Origin of the sequence: Streptomyces sp. NPDC093089 (assembly GCF_044754405.1) — a bacterium.
Classification (GTDB): Bacteria; Actinomycetota; Actinomycetes; order Streptomycetales; family Streptomycetaceae; genus Streptomyces.
On record NZ_JBIVPA010000012.1, the window covers coordinates 178,794 to 200,511 of the forward strand.

Here is a 21,718-nt window from a genome sequence, read left to right on the forward strand (position 1 = left end):
GCTCCGAGGGTGACCGCCGTCCCGGTGGCCGCCCTGCTGCCCGGTGAGTCGCCGCGCTCGGAAGGGCTCGACCGGGAGCACGCGTGCCGGCTCGCCGACGTGGACGGTCCGCTGCCGCCGATCCTGGTGCGCCGATCCGACATGCGTGTCATCGACGGCATGCACCGCTTGCTGGCCGCCTGTGTCCGGGGGCAGGAGACCATCGACGTCGAGTTCTTCGAAGGGTCCGCCGAGGACGCCTTCCTGCGTGCCGTGGAGGCGAACACCGCCCACGGCCTGCCGCTCTCGCTGGCGGACCGGCGGGCGGCGGCCGAGCGGATCATCGCCTCGCACCCCCAGATGTCCGACCGGGCGATCGCCCGGGTGTCCGGGCTGGGGGCGAAGACGGTGGCCGGCATCAGGGCGCGTTCAACTGCGGCGGATCCGCAGTTGAACACCCGGGTCGGACGCGACGGGCGGGTCCGCCCGCTCAGCAGCGCCGAGGGCAGACAGCGGGCCGCCGAGTTCATCGCCGAGAACCCGGGCGCCTCACTGCGGGAGATCGCCCTGGTCGCCGGGATCTCCCCGGCCACCGCGAGCGACGTGCGCAAACGCCTCCAGGCCGGCCGACTGCCGGTCGGCGACGGCGTGGCGGGCAGCGCATCGCGCGGCGACGGGCCGCGGGGTGAGGCGTCGGACGGCGACGGGCCGCGGGGCGAGGCGTCGGACGGCGAAGCGCCGACCGCGCTGCGACCGAAGGAAGGCTGGGTGCTCCGGGCGGCCCCGGCGCCGGTGGCGCTCGCCCCGGCCGCGCCCGCGCTGCCCCCGCCCACTCCCGCCCAACTGCTGGAGAAGCTGCTGCGCGACCCCTCGCTGCGGCTGAAGGAGGAGGGCCGGCACCTGCTGCGCCTGCTCCAGCAGAACGCCGCCGCCGAGTGGTCGGGGCTGAGCTCCGCCGTCCCGCCGCACCGCGCCACGCTGGTGGCCGATCTGGCCTCGCAGTACGCCGCCAGTTGGCTGGAGTTCGCCCAGCAGTTGGCTCCCGCACGCCAGATTGTCGATTTCCGAGAAATTCAGCGCCCGAAGGGGTATCGGGAATAGACGCCGAGCCTTTGCTCTCGTTGGGTCCGCTGATAATGTCACCGAAGCGCCGGAAAGAATTGGACGGGGAGCTGACATGATCAACCCAGACTTCGCGATCAGCGACGAGGATGTAGAAAGCTTCAGGGAGCACGGCTTCCTGAAGCTCAAGGGAATATTCTCCCAGGAGCTCGTCGAGCACATGAGGACCCTCAGCGGTTCCCAGGTGACGTCGCCGACCGACAACTACGGCGCCGGCTTCAGTAAGCTGAAGTACGACATCGGGAACGACGACCCGACGATCCTTTCGCTCATGAGCGACCCGGCCTTCTCCGCCGCGATGAAGCAGCTCACCGATGCGCAGCTTTTCTTCACCCAGGGCCTCGGATTCGAGCTGGAGAAGAACAAGAGCACCGGTTTCCCCTGGCACGTCGGAACCCAGAGCTTCGGCTTCCAGCGCCGCGAGGACCTCGGCTTCACCATCTGGACCCCGCTCACTGAGATCCGGGCCGATGAGCAGGCCGGCGGCATGAAGTACGTCTCCAAGAACGTGTTCTCGGGCGAGTTCGTCTACCAGCACATCAACATGCTGCCGGACTACATGCGCAACGAGATCGCGGTCGGCAAGGAGATCGGCTACGACGACTTCCACACGCTGAAGAACAACCTCCTCAACTCGCCGGAGATCAAGCCGATCCTCGACTTCTTCGCGGTCGAGGACGACTTCGAGCCCGGTGACGCGCTGATCTTCGACAAGTACGTGCTGCACCGCAGCGTCCCGCTGGGCGAGGGCCCCCTGGCCTCCCGGCTGGCCTACGCGCTGCGCTTCTCCTCGATCGACGCCCGTTGGGACGAGTCCCGGGTCGAGTCGCTCGCCTTCCCGCGGGTGACCTTCAACTACGACGTGGGCAGCGACTTCAACGAGGTCGTCGGCAAGGCTGACGGCGACCGGGTCTACGACAGCCCGCACTTCGACGGCACCCGCGAGGCCCGCACCCTGGGCTGAGCCGCACCTCCCGCACGGGCATCGGGATCCCCTCAGGAACCCGGTGCCCGGCGGGCCGTCGCGCTGCCCTGAGAACGCCGCGGAACATCGCCGAAACACCGCGGAACGTCACCGAAGAGCCGCGGACCGCCGCCCCCAGAGACAAGGACCGCAAAACCCATGGCAAGCGTCGGGAACGGCACCCGGATCACGCTGCGACCGGCCCGGCCTGCCGACGGCGGGCAACTGGCCGAGATAGCGCGCGAGGCGTACGGCAAATACCTGGCCGAGCTGGACGAGCCGCCGGCACCGATACTGCTCGACTACGAGAAGGTCGCCGCCGCGGGCCGCACCTATCTTGCGGTGGAGGCGGACGAGGTGCTCGGAATGGTGACGGTCGAGCCCAGTGAGCCGCATCTGATCCTGCGCAACCTCGCCGTCCGGCCGACCCAGCAGGGGCGCGGAATAGGTCGGCGGCTGGTTTCCCTGGTCGAGGAAATGGCGCGGGATGGAAATCTGCGCGGAGTTCGTTTGTGGACCCGTGCAGAAATGAGCGACAACATAGCCTTCTATAAAGGGCTCGACTACGTGTACACGCATTCCGAGGAGACCGAGAATGCGCGTCGCGTCTTCTTTACCAAAGACCTGAACCCGGCTGCCCACTGAAACGGGAGTGCACAGTAGTGGCCCTCGAATCCACGCCCATAGCGAACCGACTCGCCGCCACCTTCGCCGCGGAGGTGAAGTCTCCGAACCTCACCTCCGAGACCATCCGTGAATCGGGTCGGGCGATCTACGAGACGTACCTGGAACACAAGGTCCTGGTGTTCCGCGCCCAGGACATAACGGCCCGCACTTTCGCCGATTTCGGCACCATCTTCGGGCGCCCGGAGGAGCACCACGTGCTCAAGCTCCGCCACCCCGAGGAGCCGACCCTCACCTGGCTGTCCAACCAGAACGAGCCCGGCCGGAACAAGGAGATGAAGACCTCCGGCCAGGGCTGGCACTCGGACTACTCGTACAAGCTGGTGCCCGGCAGCGCGACCATGCTGCACGGCCTGGAGATCCCCGACACCCCCGGCGGCGACACCCTGTTCGCCGACGCCGAGGCCGCCTTCGCGGCGCTGCCGGAGGAGCGCAAGGCCTACCTGCGCACGCTCCGGGTGCGCCACCAGTACCGCTGGTCGCCGGACCGCGAGGACCCGTGGGCCCGCTGGAAGTACATCGGCCCCGAGGAGCGCAAGCAGACCCCGGAGATCACCCACCCGCTGGTGCGCCGCCACCCGGACACCGGTCGCGAGACGCTGTTCATCCAGCCGCGCATCATCGGCAGCGTGATCGGCATCGACGGTCTGCCGGAGGACGAGAGCACCGCGCTGATCGACGAGCTGATCGCGCACATCACGAGCGACGCCTTCGTCTACCGCCACAGGTGGAGCCCCCTCGACGTCGTTGTCTGGGACAACCGCTGCGTGCTGCACTCGGCCACCACCAAGGACCTCGACGAGAAGCACGTCCGGCGGCTGCTGCGACTGACCACGGCCGGTTCCGCGGTCACCCCCTCGCTCCCCGAGGTGGGCCACAGCCGGCGCTCGCCGAACTCCTCCGACTGACGGTCCGTCAGTCACTTGAGCGGGGCGCCCGGTTCCGGGCGGGTGCCCCCGCTCCCCCCATCAGTCCGTCCTCGACGCGTCAGCGAGCCATCATGTCCTCGGGATTCCCGGTCAAGCACACCGACAACGAGCTGTACGCCCACATGCTGAGCATCCTCGAGCGGCTGGTGGGCTTCGACACCACGAGCCACCACTCCAACCTGGAACTGCTCGGCTACGTCCAGGGCCTGCTGTCGGCCAACGGCATCGACAGCCACCTGCACCACAACGAGGACCGCTCCAAGGCCAACCTGGTGGCCACCGCAGGGCCGGCCGGTGACGGGCGGCGCGGCATCGTCTGGTCCGCCCACACCGACACCGTCCCGGTCACCGGGCAGGCCTGGACGGCCGACCCGTTCACGCTGCGCGTGACCGAGGACCGGGCGATCGGCCGCGGCACCGCCGACATGAAGGGCTTCCTGGCCTGCTGCCTGGCGCTGCTGTCCACCGTCGACCAGCAGGCGCTGCCGATCCCGGTCACCCTGGTCCTCACCTACGACGAGGAAGTGGGCTGCGTCGGCGCCCGCAGCCTGGTCGAGGAGATGCGGACCTGGACCGGCGAGGTGACCGGCGTCGTGGTGGGCGAGCCCACCGGCATGCGGGTGGTCGTCGGCCACAAGGGCAAGCAGAACTACCGGCTGCGGCTGACCGGCGAGCCCAAGCACGCCGCGCTCGCCTCCCAGACCGCCAACCCGATCGTGTCGGCCGCCGAGTTCATCGGCTTCGCCGAGTCGCTCAACGAGCGCTTCCGCGACTCCGGTCCGTACGACGAGCGGTTCTCCATCGGCCACTCCTGGATCAACGTCGGCCGGATCGAGGGCGGCCTCAAGGCCAACATCGTGCCGGACGGCTGCACGGTGGAGCTGGAGATCCGCAACGTTCCCGACCACGCCTGCGCGGACATCGCCGAGGAGCTGCGCCGGTACACCGAGGGCGAGTTGCTGGCCGCGATGCGCAAGCGCTACGCGCCGGCCGAGGCCGAGCTGGAGCAGCTCTCCGACACCCCCTCCTTCGCGATGGAGTCGGACCACGCCTTCATCGCCCGCGCCACGGCGGCGACCGGGCAGGACACCGCGCCGGAGTACGTGCCGTTCGGGACCGAGGCCGGACTGATCCGGGGCATCGCCGGGCTGCCGACCGTGGTCTGCGGCCCGGGCTTCATCAGCGAGGCCCACACCGCCGACGAGTTCGTCCCACTGGATCAGCTGCGGCACTGTCTGGCGCACCTGCAGGCGATCGCGGCGACTCCCTGAGCGGAGCCCCCGCGCCGCCACCCGGTGCCCCGTACCGCCAAGCCGACCGAGAAAAGAGCCACCCCCTCATGACGCAGCCTTCGCACGCTCCGCTCGTCCCCCGCTCCGGGCTGGCCGCGGACTACCTGGCGCACCTCGCCCGGCGCGGCACCGGCCCCGAGGAGCTGATGCGGCAGGTCGTCGCCGACGAGCTGGTCGCGGTCGCCTACCGGGGCCGCTACCTGCCCGCCCCGGTCTTCGTCTCCGCCGCCGAACGGGCCCGGCTGGCCGCCGACCTGGGCACCGTGCACACCCTGCTGACCCAGCTCCCGGAGCGGCTGTTCGGCGGCGACGCCGGCGCCCTGGCCCGCGCGGTCGGGATGACCGAGACCCAGGCGTCCGTGGTCGAGCGGGCCACCAAGGCCGGGCAGCCGCTGCTCCCGCTGGCCCGCTCCGACTGCTACCGCGACGCGGACGGCTTCAAGCTGCTGGAGCTCAACATCACCAGCGCGCTCGGAGGCTTCGAGAACGCCGGCATCTGCCGGGCGATGCTGGCCCATCCGGCGCTGGCAGAGTTCGCCGCCGAGCACCGGCTTGACTACGTCGACACCCTGCACGGCATCGTGCAGACCCTGTTCGCCGAGTGCGCCGAGCACATGGGCGACGGCAGCCGCCGCCCGGTGGTCGCGCTGGTCGACTGGCCGGAGAGCTTCAAGAGCTACGAGCCGCGGCTGAAGGTGATGGCGGCGCTCTTCGACGGCTTCGGCATCGACGCCGTCCCCTGCCACGTCGGCCAGATCAGCGAGCGCGGCGGGCGCCTGGAGGTGCACGGCCGGACCATCGACGTGGTCTACCGCTTCTTCCTCGTCGAGGAGATCTCCACCCCCGCCGACGAGGAGCTGGTCGCACCGGTCCTCCGCGCCTTCGAGGAGGGCAGGATCGGCATGTTCAGCCGCCTCGACGCCGAGCTGTACGGCAACAAGGGCGCGCTGGCGATGCTCTCCGACGACGAGAACCGCCACGCCTTCTCGGACCAGGAGCGCGAGGTCGTCGACCGCTTCCTGCCCTGGACCCGGCACGTGCGGCGCACCGCCACCGACCAGGCCGGCCAGGAGATCGACCTGGTGGCGCACGCGGCGGCCGAGCAGCACGACCTGATCCTCAAGCCCACCCTGCTGCACGGCGGCACCGGCGTCGTGCCCGGCTGGACGGTCTCCGCCGAGGAGTGGCGGGAGCAGCTGGCGGCCGCCATGGACGGCCCGTACGTGGTGCAGCGGCGGATCCGCCCGGTGCCCGAACTGTTCCCCGCCAACGAGGGCAGCGGCTCGCAGGAGCTCTACCTCAACTGGGGCGTCTTCGCCACCGACCCCCGGGTCACCGGCGGCGACGGCTACAACGGCTGCCTCGTGCGCGGCAGCACCAACCCGGAGGTCGGCGTGGTCAGCATGAACGGCGGGGCCCGGGTCGCGTGCTCCCTCTACCAGAAGGACTCCGAGGACGAGTCCTCGGAGCAGGGCGGGTCGACGTCATGAGGATCGCGGTCGTCGACGGCTACTCGACCGGACGCGCGCTGGTGTCCGCGCTGCGCAACCGCGGAAGCGCCTGCATCCACGTGCAGAGCTCGCCGCAGATGTCGGAGTACTTCACCCGGGGCTTCGAGCCCGGGGACTACGAGGCCACCCTGGCCGGCGGCGGCGAGCCGTCCGAACTCGCCGCCGAACTGACCCGGTTGGGCGTCCGGCGGGTGGTGGCGGGCACCGAGTCCGGAGTGATCCTCGCGGACACCCTGGCCCACCTGATGGGCTTGCCGGGCAACCGCCACGAGACCATCGCGGCCCGCCGCGACAAGGTGCTGATGGGCCGGGTCGCGGCCGCCGCCGGGGTGGCCACCCCCCTCGGCGAGGCCTTCGACGACGCCGCCGAGGCCGAGGCCTGGTTCCTGGAGCGCGGCCTGACCGAGGCCGTGGTGAAGCCGCCGAGCAGCGCCGGCACCGACAACGTCCGCTTCTGCCGCACCCCGGCCGAGGTGCGCGAGGCCTGCCGGGTGGTGCTCGCCGCCGCCAACCTGTACGGGCAGCGCAACGCCGTGGTGCTGGTCCAGGAGCGGGTGCACGGCGTCGAGTACTACGCCAACACCGTCTCGCACGAGGGCGTGCACCGGGTGGCCGAGCTGTGGCGCTACACCAAGCGGACCGGCGGCTCGGGCTTCCCGATCTACGACTACGAGGAGCCGGTGCCGGTCGGCTCGGCCGAGGCCGCGCCGCTGCGCGCCTTCGTCGCCGCGGCACTGGACGCGCTGGGCGTGGTCTCCGGGGCCGCCCACACCGAGGTGATGATGACCGCCCGCGGGCCGGTGCTGATCGAGACCGGCGCCCGGCTGGGCGGCGGCACCACGCCCGCCCTGGTGGAGAAGTTCTCCGGGATCTCGCAGACCGCGCTCTTCGCCGACTCGCTGATCGACCCGGGCCGGCTCCTCGCCTTCGACGATGGCGCGGTCACCTGGTCCAGCGCGGTGCGCAACGTCGCCCTGATCAACCACGAGGCGGGGCTGGTGCAGTCACTGGACTGGACGGCGCAGCTCGAACAGCTGCCCACGCTGGTCGGCCTCACCCACGGAGTCCGGCCCGGTGCGCCGCTGGAGGCCACCACCGACCTGATCAACTCGCCCGGGTACGTCTACCTCGCCGCCGAGGACCCGGCGGACGTGGAGCGCGACTACCGCGCGCTGCGGGCCCTGGAGCAGGACGGCCTGTACCTCGGCGCGCCGGCGCGGAAGGAGTCGTGACGATGCTGCTCGCCACCGCGCCGGTCCCCGGCATCGACCACCACCACCTGCTGGTGCTGCTGCTGCAGATCGGCCTGCTGCTCGGGGTGGCGACCGGCCTCGGCCGGCTCGCCGTCCGGATCGGCATGCCCGCCGTGGTGGGCGAACTCACCGCCGGCGTGCTGCTCGGCCCCTCGCTGCTCGGCAACCTGGCCCCCGGCCTCTCCGGCTGGCTGCTGCCCCGCGACCCCGGCCAGATGCACCTGCTGGGCGCGGTCGCCCAGCTCGGCGTGCTGCTGCTGGTGGGGATCACCGGCGCGCACATCGACCTGGGGCTGCTGGTCCGCCGTCGGCGGGCGATCGCCTGGGTGAGCGCCGGCAGCGTGCTGCTGCCGCTGGCGCTCGGCTTCGGCCTCGGCTTCGTACTCCCCGCGGCGATGCTGGGGAACGCGGGGGACCGGCCGACCTTCGCGCTGTTCATGGGCGTGGCGGTCGCGGTCAGCGCCCTTCCGGTGATCGCCAAGACCCTGCTGGACATGGGGCTGCTGCACCGCAACGTCGGCCAGATCATCATCGGTTCGGCCGCGGTCAGCGACATCGTCGGATGGCTGCTGCTGTCCGTGGTCGCGGCGATGGCCACCTTCGGGCTGCAGATGGGCGTGGTCGCCGAGTCGGTCGGCTACCTGCTGCTGGTGCTGGCGGTCGCCGCCTTCGTCGCCCGCCCGCTGATCCGGCGGATCCTGCAACCGGTGGAGCGCGCGGCCGGGCGGGAGCTCAGCATCGCGGTCATCGTGGTGCTGATCGTGCTGTCCGCCGCGGGCACCCACGCACTGGGCATGGAGCCGATCCTCGGCGCGTTCCTGTGCGGCATCGTGATCGGCTCGCTCGGCGGTGAGAGCCGCCGCTCGCTGGACTCCATGCGCACCTTCGTGATGGCCGTCCTCGCCCCGCTCTTCCTCGCCACCGCCGGCCTCCAGGTGGACCTCTCGGCGCTGCGGGACCCGCAGGTGATGCTGGCCGGCGTGGTCACGCTGCTGGTCGCCATCGGCGCGAAGTTCGCCGGCGGCTACCTCGGCGGCCGGGCCGGACGGCTCTCCCCCGGCGAATCGCTGGCCGTCGGCGCCGGGCTGAACGCACGCGGCGTGGTGGAGATCGTGCTCGCCTCGGTGGGCCTGCGGATCGGCGTGCTCACCCCGGCCTCCTACAGCATCGTGGTGCTGGTCGCGGTGGTCACCTCCGTGATGGCGCCGCCGATCCTGCGCCGCACCACCGGACGGATGGCCAAGACCACCGCCGAGATCGAGCGGGAGCGGGAGTTCACCGCCCAGCCCGCCTGACACCCGTCGGACCCACCCCCTGCAAGGAGCCGTGACCCCGTGACGGTCGAGGACATCGCGTACGTAGAGCTGTACGCCAAGGACAAAGTCCGGGCGGTCCGGCACCTGGTGTCGGCACTGGGTTTCACGCGGGTCGCCGACTGCGTGGAGATGGACCGCAGTTCGGTCCTGCTCCGGCAGGGACCGGTCCAACTGGTCGTCACCTCCGGTCGCGGCACCTGGCGGTTCCTGTCCGAACACGGGGAGGGCGTCGCCGACATCGCCCTGAACTGCCGCTCCGTCGGCGCCGTCCAGGGTGCCGCGCTGGCGGCCGGCGCGAGCGTGCGCCGCTCGGCACACGGCAACGCGGTCGTGGGCGGAGCCGCCGTCTTCTCCCACACCCTGCTCCCGGCGAGCCCGGACGGCGGTCCCGCACTGCCCGCCGGGCGGCGTTGGGCCGCCACCCCGGGCGCACCCGCCCACCCGACCGGCCCGGTCCACGGATTCGACCACCTGGCGATCCGCTGCCCGGCCGATCGCCTCGAAAGCTACGCGGCCTTCTGCGAAGGGGCGCTGGGCTTCACCCGGACCGCGCCGACGGAGCGGGACGCCGCCGCTTCCACCGTGCTCACCGGCGGCTCCGGCCGGACGAGCCTCGTCCTCGGAGTCGCTGACTGGAGCGAGCCCGGAGTCCACCGGATCGCCTTCAGAAGTGCACCTTCCGATCTTTCGACTCCCCTGGAAGGCAGTGAAAATGGTGACCCCTGGCATTGCCTGTTCGAGCGTCACGCGCTCGTCTGACCTCGTCCTCGTGGCCGATCCCCTCGTGACCGGCCCTTCTGCCGATACTTCTGTCGAACCACACGTACGGGGAGGAGAGTCGTGATTCCGACACTCTCCGGCGAGCCCCTCACCGCCGTCTCGGCGGCGACCGACACACTGCTCGCCGAACTCACCAGGAACGGACGGATACCCCTCCGACTCGCCTGGTCCCGGCTGACCGCCTGGGAGTCGATCCTGGTGCAGCACGTGCTGGGCCGGTCGGACGTCGAGTTCGTCGCCACCGCCGAGCCGCCCGCGCCGGGCCTGGTGCCGGTCACCCGGTCACCGCTGGCCGGACTGAACCTCTGGGGGCCCGGCGAGCTGCCCGAAGCGGGCGCCGAACGCCTCGGCGGCCTGCGGGTGCCGCAGGAGCTCCTCGACATGGTGGCCGAGGAGACCCGGGTGGTCGAAGCCCGGGAAGCCGCCGACCGCGCCGAGGTCGAGGCACTGCTGCGCGAGTGGGAGAAGAACGGCGAACTCGACGACCGGCTGGCCCGGCTCGCCGACTGGGTCGAGCGGGTCGAGACGGTGTACATCCTGATCGGCCGCGAGGTCTTCTCGAAGTCCGACGCGGGAACGAACACCCTGACCCGGGAAGGCCTGCTGGCGAACCTCCGGGAATGTCCGGTCGACACCTGGCGGCCGGCCGACCGGCTGTTCGTCGTCCTGGCCTACGCGCTGTTCCTCAGCGGCCGGTCGGTGCGGTTCGAGGAGTTCAACGGACGCCAGCTCTCCGCCACCGGAGTGCGGGAGTTCCTGATCAACCGCAACGCCCAGTACTGCGCCGCCCTGGAGCGCGATCCCGGCAACCCGGCTGCCCTGCCGCTGCTGGAACTCGCGGAGCTGATACGTGGGTTGATGTACGAGGTCGACCGCTCGCAGCTGATGCGCTACCGGCGCATCAACGGCCTGACCTTCGTCAAGAACGAGCACATGCTGGAGTTCCCGCTCCCGCGCGACCCCCAGGTGATGCCCGATCTGATCGCCCGGCACGGTGAGTTGAACCTCGGCATCACGCCGAGCGGCAACGTCCGCGAGGACGTGCGGGCGATGACGGTGGCCGCCGTCGCCCTCGACGCCGAGGCGGCGTCCGAGGAGGTCCTCCGGGAGCACAGCGCGGTCGGTGAACTGCTCGGCGCGATCGTGCTGTCGGCGATCGTGACGACCGACTCCGACTACGGCATGAGCAGCTCGGTGCGCGACCTGAACGGGCTGCGCGGCGCGCGGCCGGGCGGGCCGGACGGCGTGCTGGCGCTGAAGAAGGGCGACTTCTTCTGCTGCTGCCTGCCGAGCCCCACCCGGATGGCGCACGTCGGCGAGGAGACCACCCCGATCATCTGGCGGGCCGCCCAGCGGATGATGTACAACCGCTGGCACTTCGCCCCCGGCGAGTACGACCGGGCCGAGATCCCGGAGAAGCGGCACTACTTCTTCCCGCCGCAGATCCCGGACATCGCGGAGCACTCCGAGTTCCACCACGGGGGCCACGTCGCCTCCCGGGTGCGCTACACGCTCCGCGCGCCCGGCGCGCAGGTCTGGCACCCGCCGTTCAGCGTGTTCGGCCACGGCTACCGCGGCTGCTACGACATCCGGCTGGTCCGGATGGAGGGCCCGCCGTACACGATGACCGAGCTCGTCGACGCCGTCCGGCACTGCTCGCTGGTCGACGAGATGTGGCGCACCCTCGCCCAGGGCCTGCAGGACGGCACCCTGCCCGTCGGCCCGGTCGGCGGCTTCGACAAGGCCTGGTACGCCTCGCAGGCCTGGGAGCGGCTGCGCCCGTACGCCCTGGCCGCCGGCGACCTGGCCGGTGTCTCGCCCGCCTGACCGTAGTACCGTCCCGTCCCGTCCCCACCCTCCAGGAGGATCAGCACCGTGGCCGATCAGAGCGCGGGCTCCACTCTCGACCTCGCCGCGCCCGTTCCCGACACGCTCAACACCGTCGCCACGACGGAGTGCCGGGACAGCGTGCACCGGATCAGGTTCCGCGTCGGCGACGAGGTCCGTTCGATGACCCTCGCCGAGCTGGACCGCGGTGCGGCCCGGGTGGCCTGCCACCTGCACGCCGCCGGGGTGAAGGCCCGCGACCGGATCGGGATCACGTCCCGCAACCGGATCGAGTGGGTGCTGCTCGACCTGGCCGTGCTCAAGCTCGGCGCCGTGGTGGCCGGCTTCGAGCCCGGCCGCCACCGGCCGGAGCAGCTGATCGCCGACTTCGGCCTCACCCTGCTGTTCGCCGAGGACGGGCCGGAGGAGAGCGGCGTCCGGGACATCGCCACCGTGGCGGCCTGGGCCGAGGACACCGGGGCCGACCCGGCGTCGCTGCCGGCCCGCCGGCCGTACGACCCGGCGGACGTCTTCGCGATCAAGCAGACCTCGGGCTCCACCGGCGTGCCCAAGGGCATCGAGGTGACGGTCGCCAGCGTCAACCGGTCGATCGCCGCCGTCCAGGAGATGTTCGCCCACGGCGACGGCGACAACGTGCTGGTCTTCCTGCCGGTGCGCTTCCTCCAGCAGCGCTACTGGATCTACTCGGCGCTGGCCCACGGCCACGACCTGACCCTGGCCGACCGGGCCAACGTGATCGAGGTGGCGCAGGCCACCGAACCGACCGTGATCATGGGCGTTCCGGGCTTCTACGAGCAGGTCAAGGCCCGGCTCGAGGCAGCCGGCGCGCCCGCCGACCCGGACGGCCGACGGGCCGCGGTCCAGGCCGAACTCGGCGGCCGCATCCGCTACCTGTGGACCGGCTCGGCCCCGGCCGGCCGGGCCGTGCTGGACTTCTTCAACGACTGCGGCGTCCCACTCTACGAGGGCTACGGCCTCAACGAGACCTGCATCGTGGCCAAGAACCACCCCGGCGCACACCGGGTCGGCAGCGTCGGCAAGGTGCTGCCGCACAAGCGGATCCGCTTCGACCGGGACGGCATCCTGATCGTCGGCGGCCTCGACCCGGTGAACACCCGCTACACCTGGTGCGGACCGGGCGCCAACGAGAAGACCTACCTGCCCACCGGTGAGGTCAAGACCTTCGACATCGGCCACGTCGACGAGGACGGCTTCCTCTACATCGACGGCCGGGTCGACGACATCGTCACCCTCAGCGGGGCACTGAACATCCTCGTCCCGGCGGTCGAGGAACGGCTGCGCGAGCTGCCCGAGGTGCACGACTGCGCGGTCTTCGGCGACGGCAAGCCGTACCTGAGCGCGGTCGTCTCGCCGGCCGCCGCCGACACCGACCCGGAGGCCCTGGCCGCCGCGATCGGCCGTCTGAACGACGAACTGCGCTACGAGCAGCGGATCTACGGCGTGGTGGTCGCGGGGGAACGGTTCTCCGTCGACAACGCACTGCTGAACGCGCAGTTCAAACTGGTGCGCAAGGAGATCGGCCGCGTGTACGGCGACGATCTCGACCTGGTGTACCAGAAGCACACCGTGTACAACGACGGCACCGAGGACGGACTGCCCGTCCTGGTGACCGCTGCGGTCGGCCGACCGCGCACCGAGAAGTCGGAGGAATGATGGGCTGGGAGAAGCTGGCGGACACGGTGCTGTCCAACGATCGGGTGACGCTGCGGCGGGTCCGGATCGGCGACGTCGAGGAGTTCTCGCGGATCGTCTACGAGCCCGAGACCTGGGAGTACTTCGTCACCCGGATCGCCACCCCGGAGGACCTCGACGGCTTCGTGGAGGCCGCGGTCAAGGACAGCCTGAACGGCACCCGCATCGTCTACGCCATCGTCGACAACGCCACCGGCCGGATCGTCGGCTCCAGCGCGTACGGCAACCTGGCCGAGGCCGACCGGCGGGTCGAGATCGGCTGGTCCTGGGTCTGCTCGGCCGCCCGGCGCACCGGGATCAACCGGTCCGCCAAGCTCGCCCTGCTCGACCACGCCTTCGGCGAACTCGACTGCGAGCGCGTGGAGTTCAAGACGGACGTGCTGAACACCGGGGCCCGTCGCGGGCTGGCCGGGATCGGCGCGACCGAGGAGGGCGTGCTGCGCAGCTTCAACTACATGCCCGGCGGCCGGCGCCGCGACGTCATCTACTACAGCATCCTGCGCGACGAGTGGCCCACCGTGCGCAGCGAGCGCTTCAGCGGCCTCACCCGGGGCTGACCCGGATCCTGTCAGGCATCTCACCGCAGTTCACCGAGGGGGACAAGCACACCGTGGACACCGAGGACCTCGTCTTCGAGGGCAACGGCCAGAAGCTCACCGCGACCCGGACGGCTCCGGCCGACGGCTCGCGACCGGCCCTGCTGGCCCTGCACGGCCTCGGCGAGACGTCGAGCCGCCACCGGATCCGCTACCTGCTGGAAGAGCTGGAGCCGACCGGCCTCGGCTGGCTCAGCTTCGACTTCTCCGGCAACGGGGACAGCACCGGCCTGCTGCGCGAGTCCACCCTGCGCGGGCGGCTGGCGGAGACCCGGGCCGCCGCCGCCCACCTCGACCAGGACCGTGCGCCCGTGCTGATCGGCACCAGCATGGGCGCGCACCTGGCCGCCACCCTGGTACCGCAACTACGCCCGCGCGCGCTGGTGTTCTTCTGTCCCGCGGCCTACCCGGCGTCCGCCGCCGACTCGCCCTTCGACGGCAGCAGCCTCGCCCGGCCCGGCAACTACCCCGACTCGCCGGCCTACGCGGGCCTGGCCGAGTTCGACGGCGACCTGCTGATCATCGGCGCCGCCGAGGACCAGGTGGTCGCCCGGACCGTGGTCGAGGGCTACCTGGACAGCGCCGGGCGGGCCCGCTCGACCGAGGTCCTCTGGCTGGAGGGCTACGACCACTTCGTCCACCGCCGGCTGCCCGACGAGCCCGCCGACCGGGAGCGCGTGGTGCGGACGATCGCGCGCGTGCTGTCGGCCCCGCTCCCGATCCCGTCGCCCAGGCCGGCGACCGACCCGGCAATCGACCCGCAGAGGATGAGCTGAACGCGATGGCGATCGAACCCAACTACCTGAAGCGGCGCGACCTGGACAGCCTCCGGGCGGTGGAGGCGGCGTTCACGTCCGGACCGCTCGCCGAAGCACTGGAGACCGCGCCCGACATCGAGCGCCGCACCGACCTCACCCACGAGGAGTTCGACGCCGAGTACCGAGCCAAGGGCCGCCCGGTCGTCCTCGAGGGCTACGCCGCGAACTGGCCGTCGGTGCGCGACTGGACCTTCGACAACCTGGCCGAGCGCTGCGGGGACGTCCCCGTCGTGGTCGACAGCTACAGCAGCGCGGCGGCGAAGAAGACCACCTTCGCCGAGTTCGTCACCCTGCTCAAGGAGAGCGCGGGCACCGGTGCGGCCCCGATCTACCTCCAGGAGTGGTACTACAAGACCACCGCCCCGGAGCTGGCCGAGGACATGCCCGAACTGGACATCGCCCAGTACGACTTCCGGCGCAGCCTGTACGGCGACGCGGCCTCCACCAACCACCAGCTGTGGCTCGGCCAGCAGGGCGGCATCACCCGGCTGCACCAGGACTCGTACTCGGTCGACGTGCTGCACGCCCAGATCGTCGGCGAGAAGCTCTGGTACGTCATGGGCCCCGACGCCGAGCTGCTCCCCGGTCCGGACGGCGAACTCGACGTCCGGGCCCTGCTCGACTCGCCGGCCACCCGGCTCACCCGCTTCGTGCTCAAGCCGGGCGACGTGCTCTACCTGCCGGCCTGGTGGTTCCACCGGATCGTGCTGCTGAGCGACTCGATCGGGCTCGGCCGCAAGGCCCTGGACGAGGCCAACCTGCGCCTGCACGTCCGCCAGCGGATCGGCGAGCTGCTCGCCCTCGCCCTCAACCCCGAGGAGCTGAAGGTGACCCACTCGGAGCTGTTCGACGTGGTGATGGCGCGCGGCCGGGCGCTGGCGCACCAGATGGACATCGACCTCTCCCGCCTGCGCCAGTAGGCACCGGCCCGAGCTCCCCGAGCTCCCGAGGTCCGAGTAGAAGAGTTCTGGAAGGCGGTTTCCCGTGACGGGACGACACGTACTGTTCGTCGGCGGGCCTGGGCACGAGGTGCCCAAGGCCCGTCGACTGGGCCTGCGTTACTCGATGGTCCAGATCCCCGAGCGGGAGGACGCCGACCACCGTGCGGGCGCGGAGAACTACGCCGTGCTCGACTACCGGCAGTGGGAGGAGATCCTGCCGGTGGTCCGGAAGTGGCACGCCGCCGACCCCTTCGACGCGGTGCTGTCCTTCACCGAGTACGGCCTGGAGCCGGCCTCGCGCTGCGCGATCGACCTCGGCGCGGCCGGCGACAACCTCCCAGCGGTCCTGGCGACCCGGGACAAGACCCGCACCCGGGAACTGCTCGACCGCCACGGCCTGAGCCCCGTCCGCCACCGGGTGTGCGCCGATCCGGCCGAGGCCGGCGCGTTCATGGCCGGCCTCGGCGGCGGACCGATCGTGCTGAAGCCCACCGCCGGCGGCCTCAGCGAGGGCGTGTACCTGGTCACCGAGGACAGCCAGATCGCCGAGCGCTGGACCTGGACCACCCGCTGGACGGACGGGCCGGTCCTCGCCGAGGAGTACCTCGACGGGCCCGAGTACAGCGTCGAGTCCCTCTCCCAGGGCGGCAAGCACGAGATCGTCATGGTGACCGAGAAGCTCACCACCGGGGCCCCCGGCTTCGTGGAGCTCGGCCACCAGCAGCCCGCCCGGCTCGCCCCGGACGTGCGCGAGGCGATCGACGCGCTGGTGCTGCGCTTCCTCGACCTGATCGGGCAGCGCACCGGCCCGGTCCACACCGAGCTGCGGGTGACCGCGGCAGGCCCCCGGCTCATCGAGGCGCAGACCCGGGCCGGCGGCGACCAGATATGGGAGCTGACCGAACTGGTGACCGGCGTGGACGTGATCAGCGAGACGCTCACCGGTCTGCTCGGCCTGCCCGCGCCCGCCCGTACCCCGCGCGCCCAGGCCGCCGCGATCCGCTTCCTCGCCTTCGAGCACACCACCGTCGGCGAGGTCCACGGACTCGAGGACGCCCGGCGGGCACCCGGCCTGGTGCGCATGGCCTCCACCCTGACGCCCGGCCGGGTGCTCACCGACCTTGCCTCCTCGGACGCCCGGCAGGGCTATGTGATCTGCGAGGGCGAGTCCACCGCCGACGCGGTCGCCAAGGCCGAGGCCGCCCGCGACCTGGTCCGGCTCGAACCCGCCGCGCAGCGGGCCGTATGAGCGGGCCGACCCCGGCGGACGCCTCCGCGGCCCGCGGCAGCACCCGATCCATCACGCTGCACTACTTCATGACCAACATGGGCCTGTTCGGCCTGCTCTCCACGCTCGTGGTGTCGCTGACGGCAGCCGGCTTCAGCGGCGGGCAGGCCGGTTTCCTGATCCTGGTCTTCACCATCGCCAACAAGGTCTCCAAGGTGCCGCTGGCGCGTTGGCTGGACCGGATCCCGGCGGCCCTGTCGGTGCTGCTCGGTTGCCTCACCGCGGCGGTCGGCTTCACCGCACTGCGGATCGCCGACGGGCTGCCCGCCACCGCCGCCGTCCTCGCGCTGGCGGGCCTGGGCGTCTCGGTCAACGCCCTCGCCAGCAAGCAGCTGGCCGCCGACGCCAGCGACCGCACCGGGGACCGCGCCCGGCTGTTCTCGCTGATCAACATCGCGGTCAACGTCGCCTCCGCACTGGCCGCCCCGGTGGCCCTGTTCTTCGTCCAGCGCCACCAGCACGGCCTGGTGCTCAGCGGAGTCTCGGCGGTCTACTGCCTGGCCGGCCTGATCACCTTCCTCAACTACCGGCGTCTGCGGACGGACAGCCGGGTCCGCGCCCCCGACTCCTCGCTGCGCGGCTACCTCGACATCCTCGCGCTGCCCGGCATGCGCTCGTTCATGCTGATCAACCTGCTCGGCTGGTGCTGCTACGGCCAGCTGTTCAACGCGCTGGCCCTGCACGTCTCCTCCGACACCGGGGCCGTCGACCGCCTCGGCTGGCTGTACACGCTGAACGCGCTGCTCATCGTCGTCGCCCAACTCGGCGTCACCCGGCTGAGCGAGAAGCTCTCCAAGGGCCGGCAGACCGTCACCACCGTCGCCGCCTACACCACCTTCGCGCTGGCCTTCGCCACCGTCCACCTGGTTCCCGGCTACTCCGGCGCGGTGGTCGGCGTGGTGCTGTTCACCCTGGGCGAGATGATGTTCGTACCCACCATGGACGTACTGCTGCTCCGGCTGCTCGGCGACCGGAGCCGCGCCCTCGGCTACGGCGTCTTCTCGATCGGCAACGCCCTCGGCGAAGCCGTCGGCGCCGGCCTCGGTGTGGCGGTCTACCGCTGGCTCGGCGACGGCGGGCGCGGCGCCGACTTCTGGCTGTTCGCCGCGGGGTTCGCCCTGCTCTCCGCGCTGCTCACCCAGCGGCTGCGGGTGAGCAGCCCCGGCCTGCGGGCTCTCGCCGACCCCGTGGAGCCCGCGAAGGCCGTCGGCTGACGACCCGTCCGGGGCGAGCCGTCCGGTGGCGGACGCCCGGCTGATGTTCCCGCTGTTCCCGCTCCCGCGGCACCGAACAGTTCCCCAAGGCGAAGGACGCGAGATGCGAGTACTGGTGGTGGGCACCAACCGGATGTGCCACGACCGACTGCACGACCTGGGACACGAACTGGTCCTGCTGATGCCCCGCGGCCGGGCCCGCCCCGAGGACGCCACGGGCGTCTACCGGCACACCGTCGTCCTCGACGCCGACGCCCCCGAGCTGTGGGTCGCCGTCGCCGAAGTACTGCACGCCGAGGCCCCGTTCGACGCCGTGGTGGCCTTCAACGAGCACACCTACCGGATCGTCGAGGCCGTCGCCGACCGGCTCGGCGTCCCGACCGCGGTCGACGTCGAACTCTTCGAGCGGGTCCTCGACAAGTCCCGCACCCGGGAGGTCCTCGACCGGCACGGTGTCCCCGGCTGCCGTCACCGGCTCGCCCGCGACCACGAGTCGGTCCGCGCCGCGGTCACCGCGGTCGGCTTTCCCTGCGTCGTCAAGCCGGTGGACGGCGAGGCCAGCACCGGAGTGGCCCGGATCGACACCGCCGACGACCTGGAACCCGCCCTGCGGCGCCTCGGCGAGCGGCTCGAACGCGGAGTCATGGTCGAGGAGTTCCTGGTCGGCGAGGAGTACAGCGTCGAGGCCGTCTCGACCGGGACCCGTCACCACATCCTCGCGATCACCAAGAAGTACAAGGACGCCCGGACCTTCGTCGAACGCGGACACCTCGTCCCCGCCCCGCTCGACCCGGCCGCCGAGGCCGCGATCACCGCGTACGTGGAGCGGGTGCTGGACACCCTCGGCTTCCACGACTGCCCCTCGCACACCGAGCTCGTCCTCACCGCCGACGGCCCGCGGATCATCGAGACCCACAACCGGATCGGCGGTGACTCGATCATGGACCTGGTCGAGCTCGCCACCGGCGTCGACGTGCACGAGCTGGTGGCCCGGCAGGCGATCGGCGAGGACGTGTCCCCGCTCCTGGCCGCCGCCGGCACCGCGGCGGGTGCGGCCGCCGTCTGGTTCGCCGACCCGTCCGGACCGCCGAGCAACGTCCTCACCGAGATCCAGGGAGTGGAGGAGGTCCGCGGCCTGCCGCACGTCCACCGCGTCGACCTGCTCAAGCAGCCCGGCAGCCCGCAGACCACCGTCCGGCGGAGTTCCGACCGCTCCGCCGCCGTCCTGACCGTCGGCACCACCCCGGCCGAGGCCCTGCGCCACGCCCAGGACGCGGTCGCCGCCCTCCGCTTCCGCTACACCTGGACGCCCGGGGCGGACGACTGACCTTCCGTACGCCTCCGCCTCCGCCTCCGCCTACGTCTCCGCCCGCGGCAGCGCACGGACGTGGCCGCCGCGCGTCCGGCCCGCACCGTTCGTGCGGGCCGGACGGCGACGTCCGACGGTCCTACGGGGCCGGGGCGTAGCCCGCCGGGCGGGTGGTGAAGGTGCCGCGGCCCTGGGTGCGGCCGCGGAGGCGGGACGCGTAGCCGAAGAGTTCGGCGAGCGGGACCGTCGCCGTGACCACGGCCGTGCCGGAGCGGGTCGTGGAGTCCGTGACGCGGCCGCGGCGGGAGGCGAGGTCGCCGAGGACCGAGCCGACGGACTCGGCGGGGACGGTGACCGTGACGTCGGCCACCGGCTCCAGGAGGGTGACGACGCTCGCGCGCAGTGCCTCGCGCAGGGCGAAGCGGCCGGCCGTGCGGAAGGCCATCTCCGAGGAGTCCTTCGGGTGGGTGGCGCCGTCCGCGAGGGTGACGCGGACGCCGGTCACCGGGTGGCCGCCGAGGGGGCCCTCGGTGAGGGCGTCCCGGCAGCCGGCCTCGACCGCGCGGATGTACTCCTGCGGGACGCGGCCGCCCGTTACGGTGGAGCGGAAGGCGAACTCCTCATCGGACTCCAGTGGTTCGACGTCGATGACGACGTGGGCGAACTGGCCCGCGCCGCCGTCCTGTTTGACGTGGCGGTAGAGCAGGCCGGTGACGCCCTTCGTCACCGTCTCGCGGTACGCGACCTGGGGGCGGCCGACCGTGACCTCGAGGCCGCGGTCGCGCCGGAGCTTCTCCACCGCGACCTCCAGGTGGAGTTCGCCGAGGCCGGACAGCACGGTCTGGCCCGTCTCCGGGTCGGACCGCACGACGAGGGAGGGGTCCTCCTCCGTCATGCGGGCGAGGGCCGTCGCGAGGCGGCCGGTGTCCGTGCCGCGGCGTGCCTCGACGGCCACCGAGACGACCGGGTCGGCGGTCGAGGGCGGTTCGAGGACGAGCGGGGCGTCCGGGGCGCAGAGGGTCGCGCCGGCGCGGGCCGACTTGGGGCCGACGACGGCGACGATGTCACCGGCGCGGGCCGTGTCGGCCTCGGTCGTGCGGTCGGCCTGGACGCGCAGGATGCGGGCGATCCGCTCGGTGCGTCCCGCGGTCGTGTCCAGCACGGTGTCTCCTTTCCCGATCGTGCCCGCGTAGACGCGGAGGTAGGTCATGCGGCCGGTGGCGGTCGCGCTCACCTTGAAGGCGAGCGCGGTGAACGGCGCCTCCGGGTCGGCGGGGGTCTCGCCGCGTACCGGGGGCATGTCGGACGGCGCCGGGAGGTACGCGACGACGGCGTCGAGCAGGGGCTCGACCCCCCGGTTGCGGTACGCCGAGCCGCACAGGACGACGACGGCCGCGCCGGAGAGCGTGAGGTCGCGCAGCGCACCCGCGAGGGTCTCCGCGGAGAGCGCGTCCCGGTCGCAGAACTCGTCCAGGGCGCCCGGATGGAGCTCCGCCACGGTCTCCTCCAGGTGTCGCCTGCGGCGGCGGGCCTCGTCCCGGAGGTCGTCCGGGACCGGCTCGTCCGTGTACGTGTCGGCGTCGTCGGCCCACACGTACGCCCGCATCCTGAGCAGGTCCACGACGCCCGTGAAGGCGTCCTCGCGGCCGATGGGGAGCTGGACGGGGAGCGGGACGGCGCCGAGGCGGGTACGGATCGACTCGACGGCGCCGTCGAGCTCCGCGCCCGCGCGGTCGAGCTTGTTGACGAACGCGAGGCGGGGCACGCCGTGCCGGTCGGCCTGCCGCCACACGCTCTCGCTCTGCGGCTCGACGCCCGCGACGGCGTCGAAGACGGCGACGGCCCCGTCGAGGACGCGCAGCGAGCGCTCGACCTCGTCGGAGAAGTCGACGTGGCCGGGCGTGTCGATCAGGTTGATCCGGTGGCCCGCCCAGTCGCAGCTGACGGCCGCGGCGAAGATTGTGATGCCCCGGTCCCGCTCCTGCGGGTCGAAGTCGGTGACGGTCGTCCCGTCGTGGACCTCGCCGCGCTTGTGGGTGGCACCGGTGAGGAAGAGGATCCGCTCGGTGACGGTGGTCTTGCCCGCGTCGACGTGGGCGAGGATGCCGAGGTTGCGGATGCCGAGGGTGGTGGTACGCACGGTGTCGTGCCTTTCGCTGCT

The 21,718-nt window shown here is 71.8% G+C and carries 18 protein-coding genes; 17 read left to right on the forward strand and 1 reads right to left on the reverse strand.

Annotation, left to right across the window (positions count from 1 at the left end; genetic code table 11):
• Window positions 1–9 precede the first annotated feature (9 nt).
• The 17 genes from ACIQFX_RS27505 to ACIQFX_RS27585 all read left to right on the forward strand — a co-directional run bounded on the left by ACIQFX_RS27505 (window position 10) and on the right by ACIQFX_RS27585 (window position 19,575).
• Entirely contained in the window at window positions 10–1,080 is a 1,071-nt protein-coding gene (locus ACIQFX_RS27505) for a transcriptional regulator (protein WP_402468575.1), read from the forward strand.
• Window positions 1,081–1,156: 76 nt separating this feature from the next.
• Window positions 1,157–2,065, forward strand: coding sequence for a phytanoyl-CoA dioxygenase family protein (locus tag ACIQFX_RS27510; protein WP_402468578.1), 909 nt, complete (start codon window positions 1,157–1,159; stop codon window positions 2,063–2,065).
• Between the two features lie 159 nt (window positions 2,066–2,224).
• Window positions 2,225–2,710 (forward strand): GNAT family N-acetyltransferase, encoded by a 486-nt coding sequence (locus tag ACIQFX_RS27515; RefSeq protein WP_402468581.1) that lies wholly within the window; start codon window positions 2,225–2,227, stop codon window positions 2,708–2,710.
• Window positions 2,711–2,727: 17 nt separating this feature from the next.
• Window positions 2,728–3,657 (forward strand): TauD/TfdA dioxygenase family protein, encoded by a 930-nt coding sequence (locus tag ACIQFX_RS27520; RefSeq protein WP_402468584.1) that lies wholly within the window; start codon window positions 2,728–2,730, stop codon window positions 3,655–3,657.
• A gap of 92 nt (window positions 3,658–3,749) precedes the next feature.
• On the forward strand, window positions 3,750–4,949 hold the full coding sequence (argE, locus tag ACIQFX_RS27525; RefSeq protein WP_402468587.1) for an acetylornithine deacetylase: 1,200 nt from the start codon (window positions 3,750–3,752) through the stop codon (window positions 4,947–4,949).
• 68 nt (window positions 4,950–5,017) lie between these two features.
• On the forward strand, window positions 5,018–6,460 hold the full coding sequence (locus tag ACIQFX_RS27530) for a hypothetical protein (RefSeq protein WP_402468589.1): 1,443 nt from the start codon (window positions 5,018–5,020) through the stop codon (window positions 6,458–6,460).
• Window positions 6,457–7,713 carry an ATP-grasp domain-containing protein gene (locus ACIQFX_RS27535; protein ID WP_402468592.1) on the forward strand — a complete coding sequence of 419 codons (1,257 nt, stop codon included), beginning with the start codon at window positions 6,457–6,459 and terminating at the stop codon, window positions 7,711–7,713. Before ACIQFX_RS27530 ends, ACIQFX_RS27535 begins: the two co-directional genes overlap by 4 nt.
• A gap of 2 nt (window positions 7,714–7,715) precedes the next feature.
• Window positions 7,716–9,029, forward strand: a complete 1,314-nt coding sequence (locus ACIQFX_RS27540; protein WP_402468803.1) for a cation:proton antiporter — start codon at window positions 7,716–7,718, stop codon at window positions 9,027–9,029.
• A gap of 39 nt (window positions 9,030–9,068) precedes the next feature.
• The gene (locus ACIQFX_RS27545) at window positions 9,069–9,809 is read left to right on the forward strand and encodes a hypothetical protein (protein ID WP_402468594.1); all 741 of its coding nucleotides are present in this window, start codon (window positions 9,069–9,071) and stop codon (window positions 9,807–9,809) included.
• 81 nt (window positions 9,810–9,890) lie between these two features.
• Window positions 9,891–11,657 carry a hypothetical protein gene (locus ACIQFX_RS27550; RefSeq protein ID WP_402468596.1) on the forward strand — a complete coding sequence of 589 codons (1,767 nt, stop codon included), beginning with the start codon at window positions 9,891–9,893 and terminating at the stop codon, window positions 11,655–11,657.
• 48 nt (window positions 11,658–11,705) lie between these two features.
• A complete protein-coding gene (locus ACIQFX_RS27555; RefSeq protein WP_402468599.1) occupies window positions 11,706–13,352 on the forward strand; it encodes an AMP-binding protein in 1,647 nt (548 codons plus the stop codon).
• Window positions 13,349–13,948, forward strand: a complete 600-nt coding sequence (locus tag ACIQFX_RS27560; RefSeq protein ID WP_402468601.1) for a GNAT family N-acetyltransferase — start codon at window positions 13,349–13,351, stop codon at window positions 13,946–13,948. The genes ACIQFX_RS27555 and ACIQFX_RS27560 overlap by 4 nt, the downstream gene beginning before the upstream one ends.
• 53 nt (window positions 13,949–14,001) lie before the next feature.
• A complete protein-coding gene (locus tag ACIQFX_RS27565; protein ID WP_402468603.1) occupies window positions 14,002–14,763 on the forward strand; it encodes an alpha/beta hydrolase in 762 nt (253 codons plus the stop codon).
• A 5-nt stretch (window positions 14,764–14,768) separates the two neighbouring features.
• Window positions 14,769–15,725 (forward strand): cupin-like domain-containing protein, encoded by a 957-nt coding sequence (locus ACIQFX_RS27570; RefSeq protein WP_402468606.1) that lies wholly within the window; start codon window positions 14,769–14,771, stop codon window positions 15,723–15,725.
• Window positions 15,726–15,789: 64 nt separating this feature from the next.
• Entirely contained in the window at window positions 15,790–16,995 is a 1,206-nt protein-coding gene (locus ACIQFX_RS27575; RefSeq protein ID WP_402468608.1) for an ATP-grasp domain-containing protein, read from the forward strand.
• The gene (locus tag ACIQFX_RS27580; RefSeq protein WP_402468611.1) at window positions 16,992–18,248 is read left to right on the forward strand and encodes an MFS transporter; all 1,257 of its coding nucleotides are present in this window, start codon (window positions 16,992–16,994) and stop codon (window positions 18,246–18,248) included. Before ACIQFX_RS27575 ends, ACIQFX_RS27580 begins: the two co-directional genes overlap by 4 nt.
• Before the next feature lie 103 nt (window positions 18,249–18,351).
• The gene (locus ACIQFX_RS27585; RefSeq protein WP_402468614.1) at window positions 18,352–19,575 is read left to right on the forward strand and encodes an ATP-grasp domain-containing protein; all 1,224 of its coding nucleotides are present in this window, start codon (window positions 18,352–18,354) and stop codon (window positions 19,573–19,575) included.
• A 121-nt stretch (window positions 19,576–19,696) separates the two neighbouring features.
• Here the strand turns inward: ACIQFX_RS27585 and fusA are convergent, their stop codons facing one another.
• Window positions 19,697–21,697 carry an elongation factor G gene (fusA, locus tag ACIQFX_RS27590; RefSeq protein ID WP_402468618.1) on the reverse strand — a complete coding sequence of 667 codons (2,001 nt, stop codon included), beginning with the start codon at window positions 21,695–21,697 and terminating at the stop codon, window positions 19,697–19,699.
• Between the last annotated feature and the right edge of the window lie 21 nt (window positions 21,698–21,718).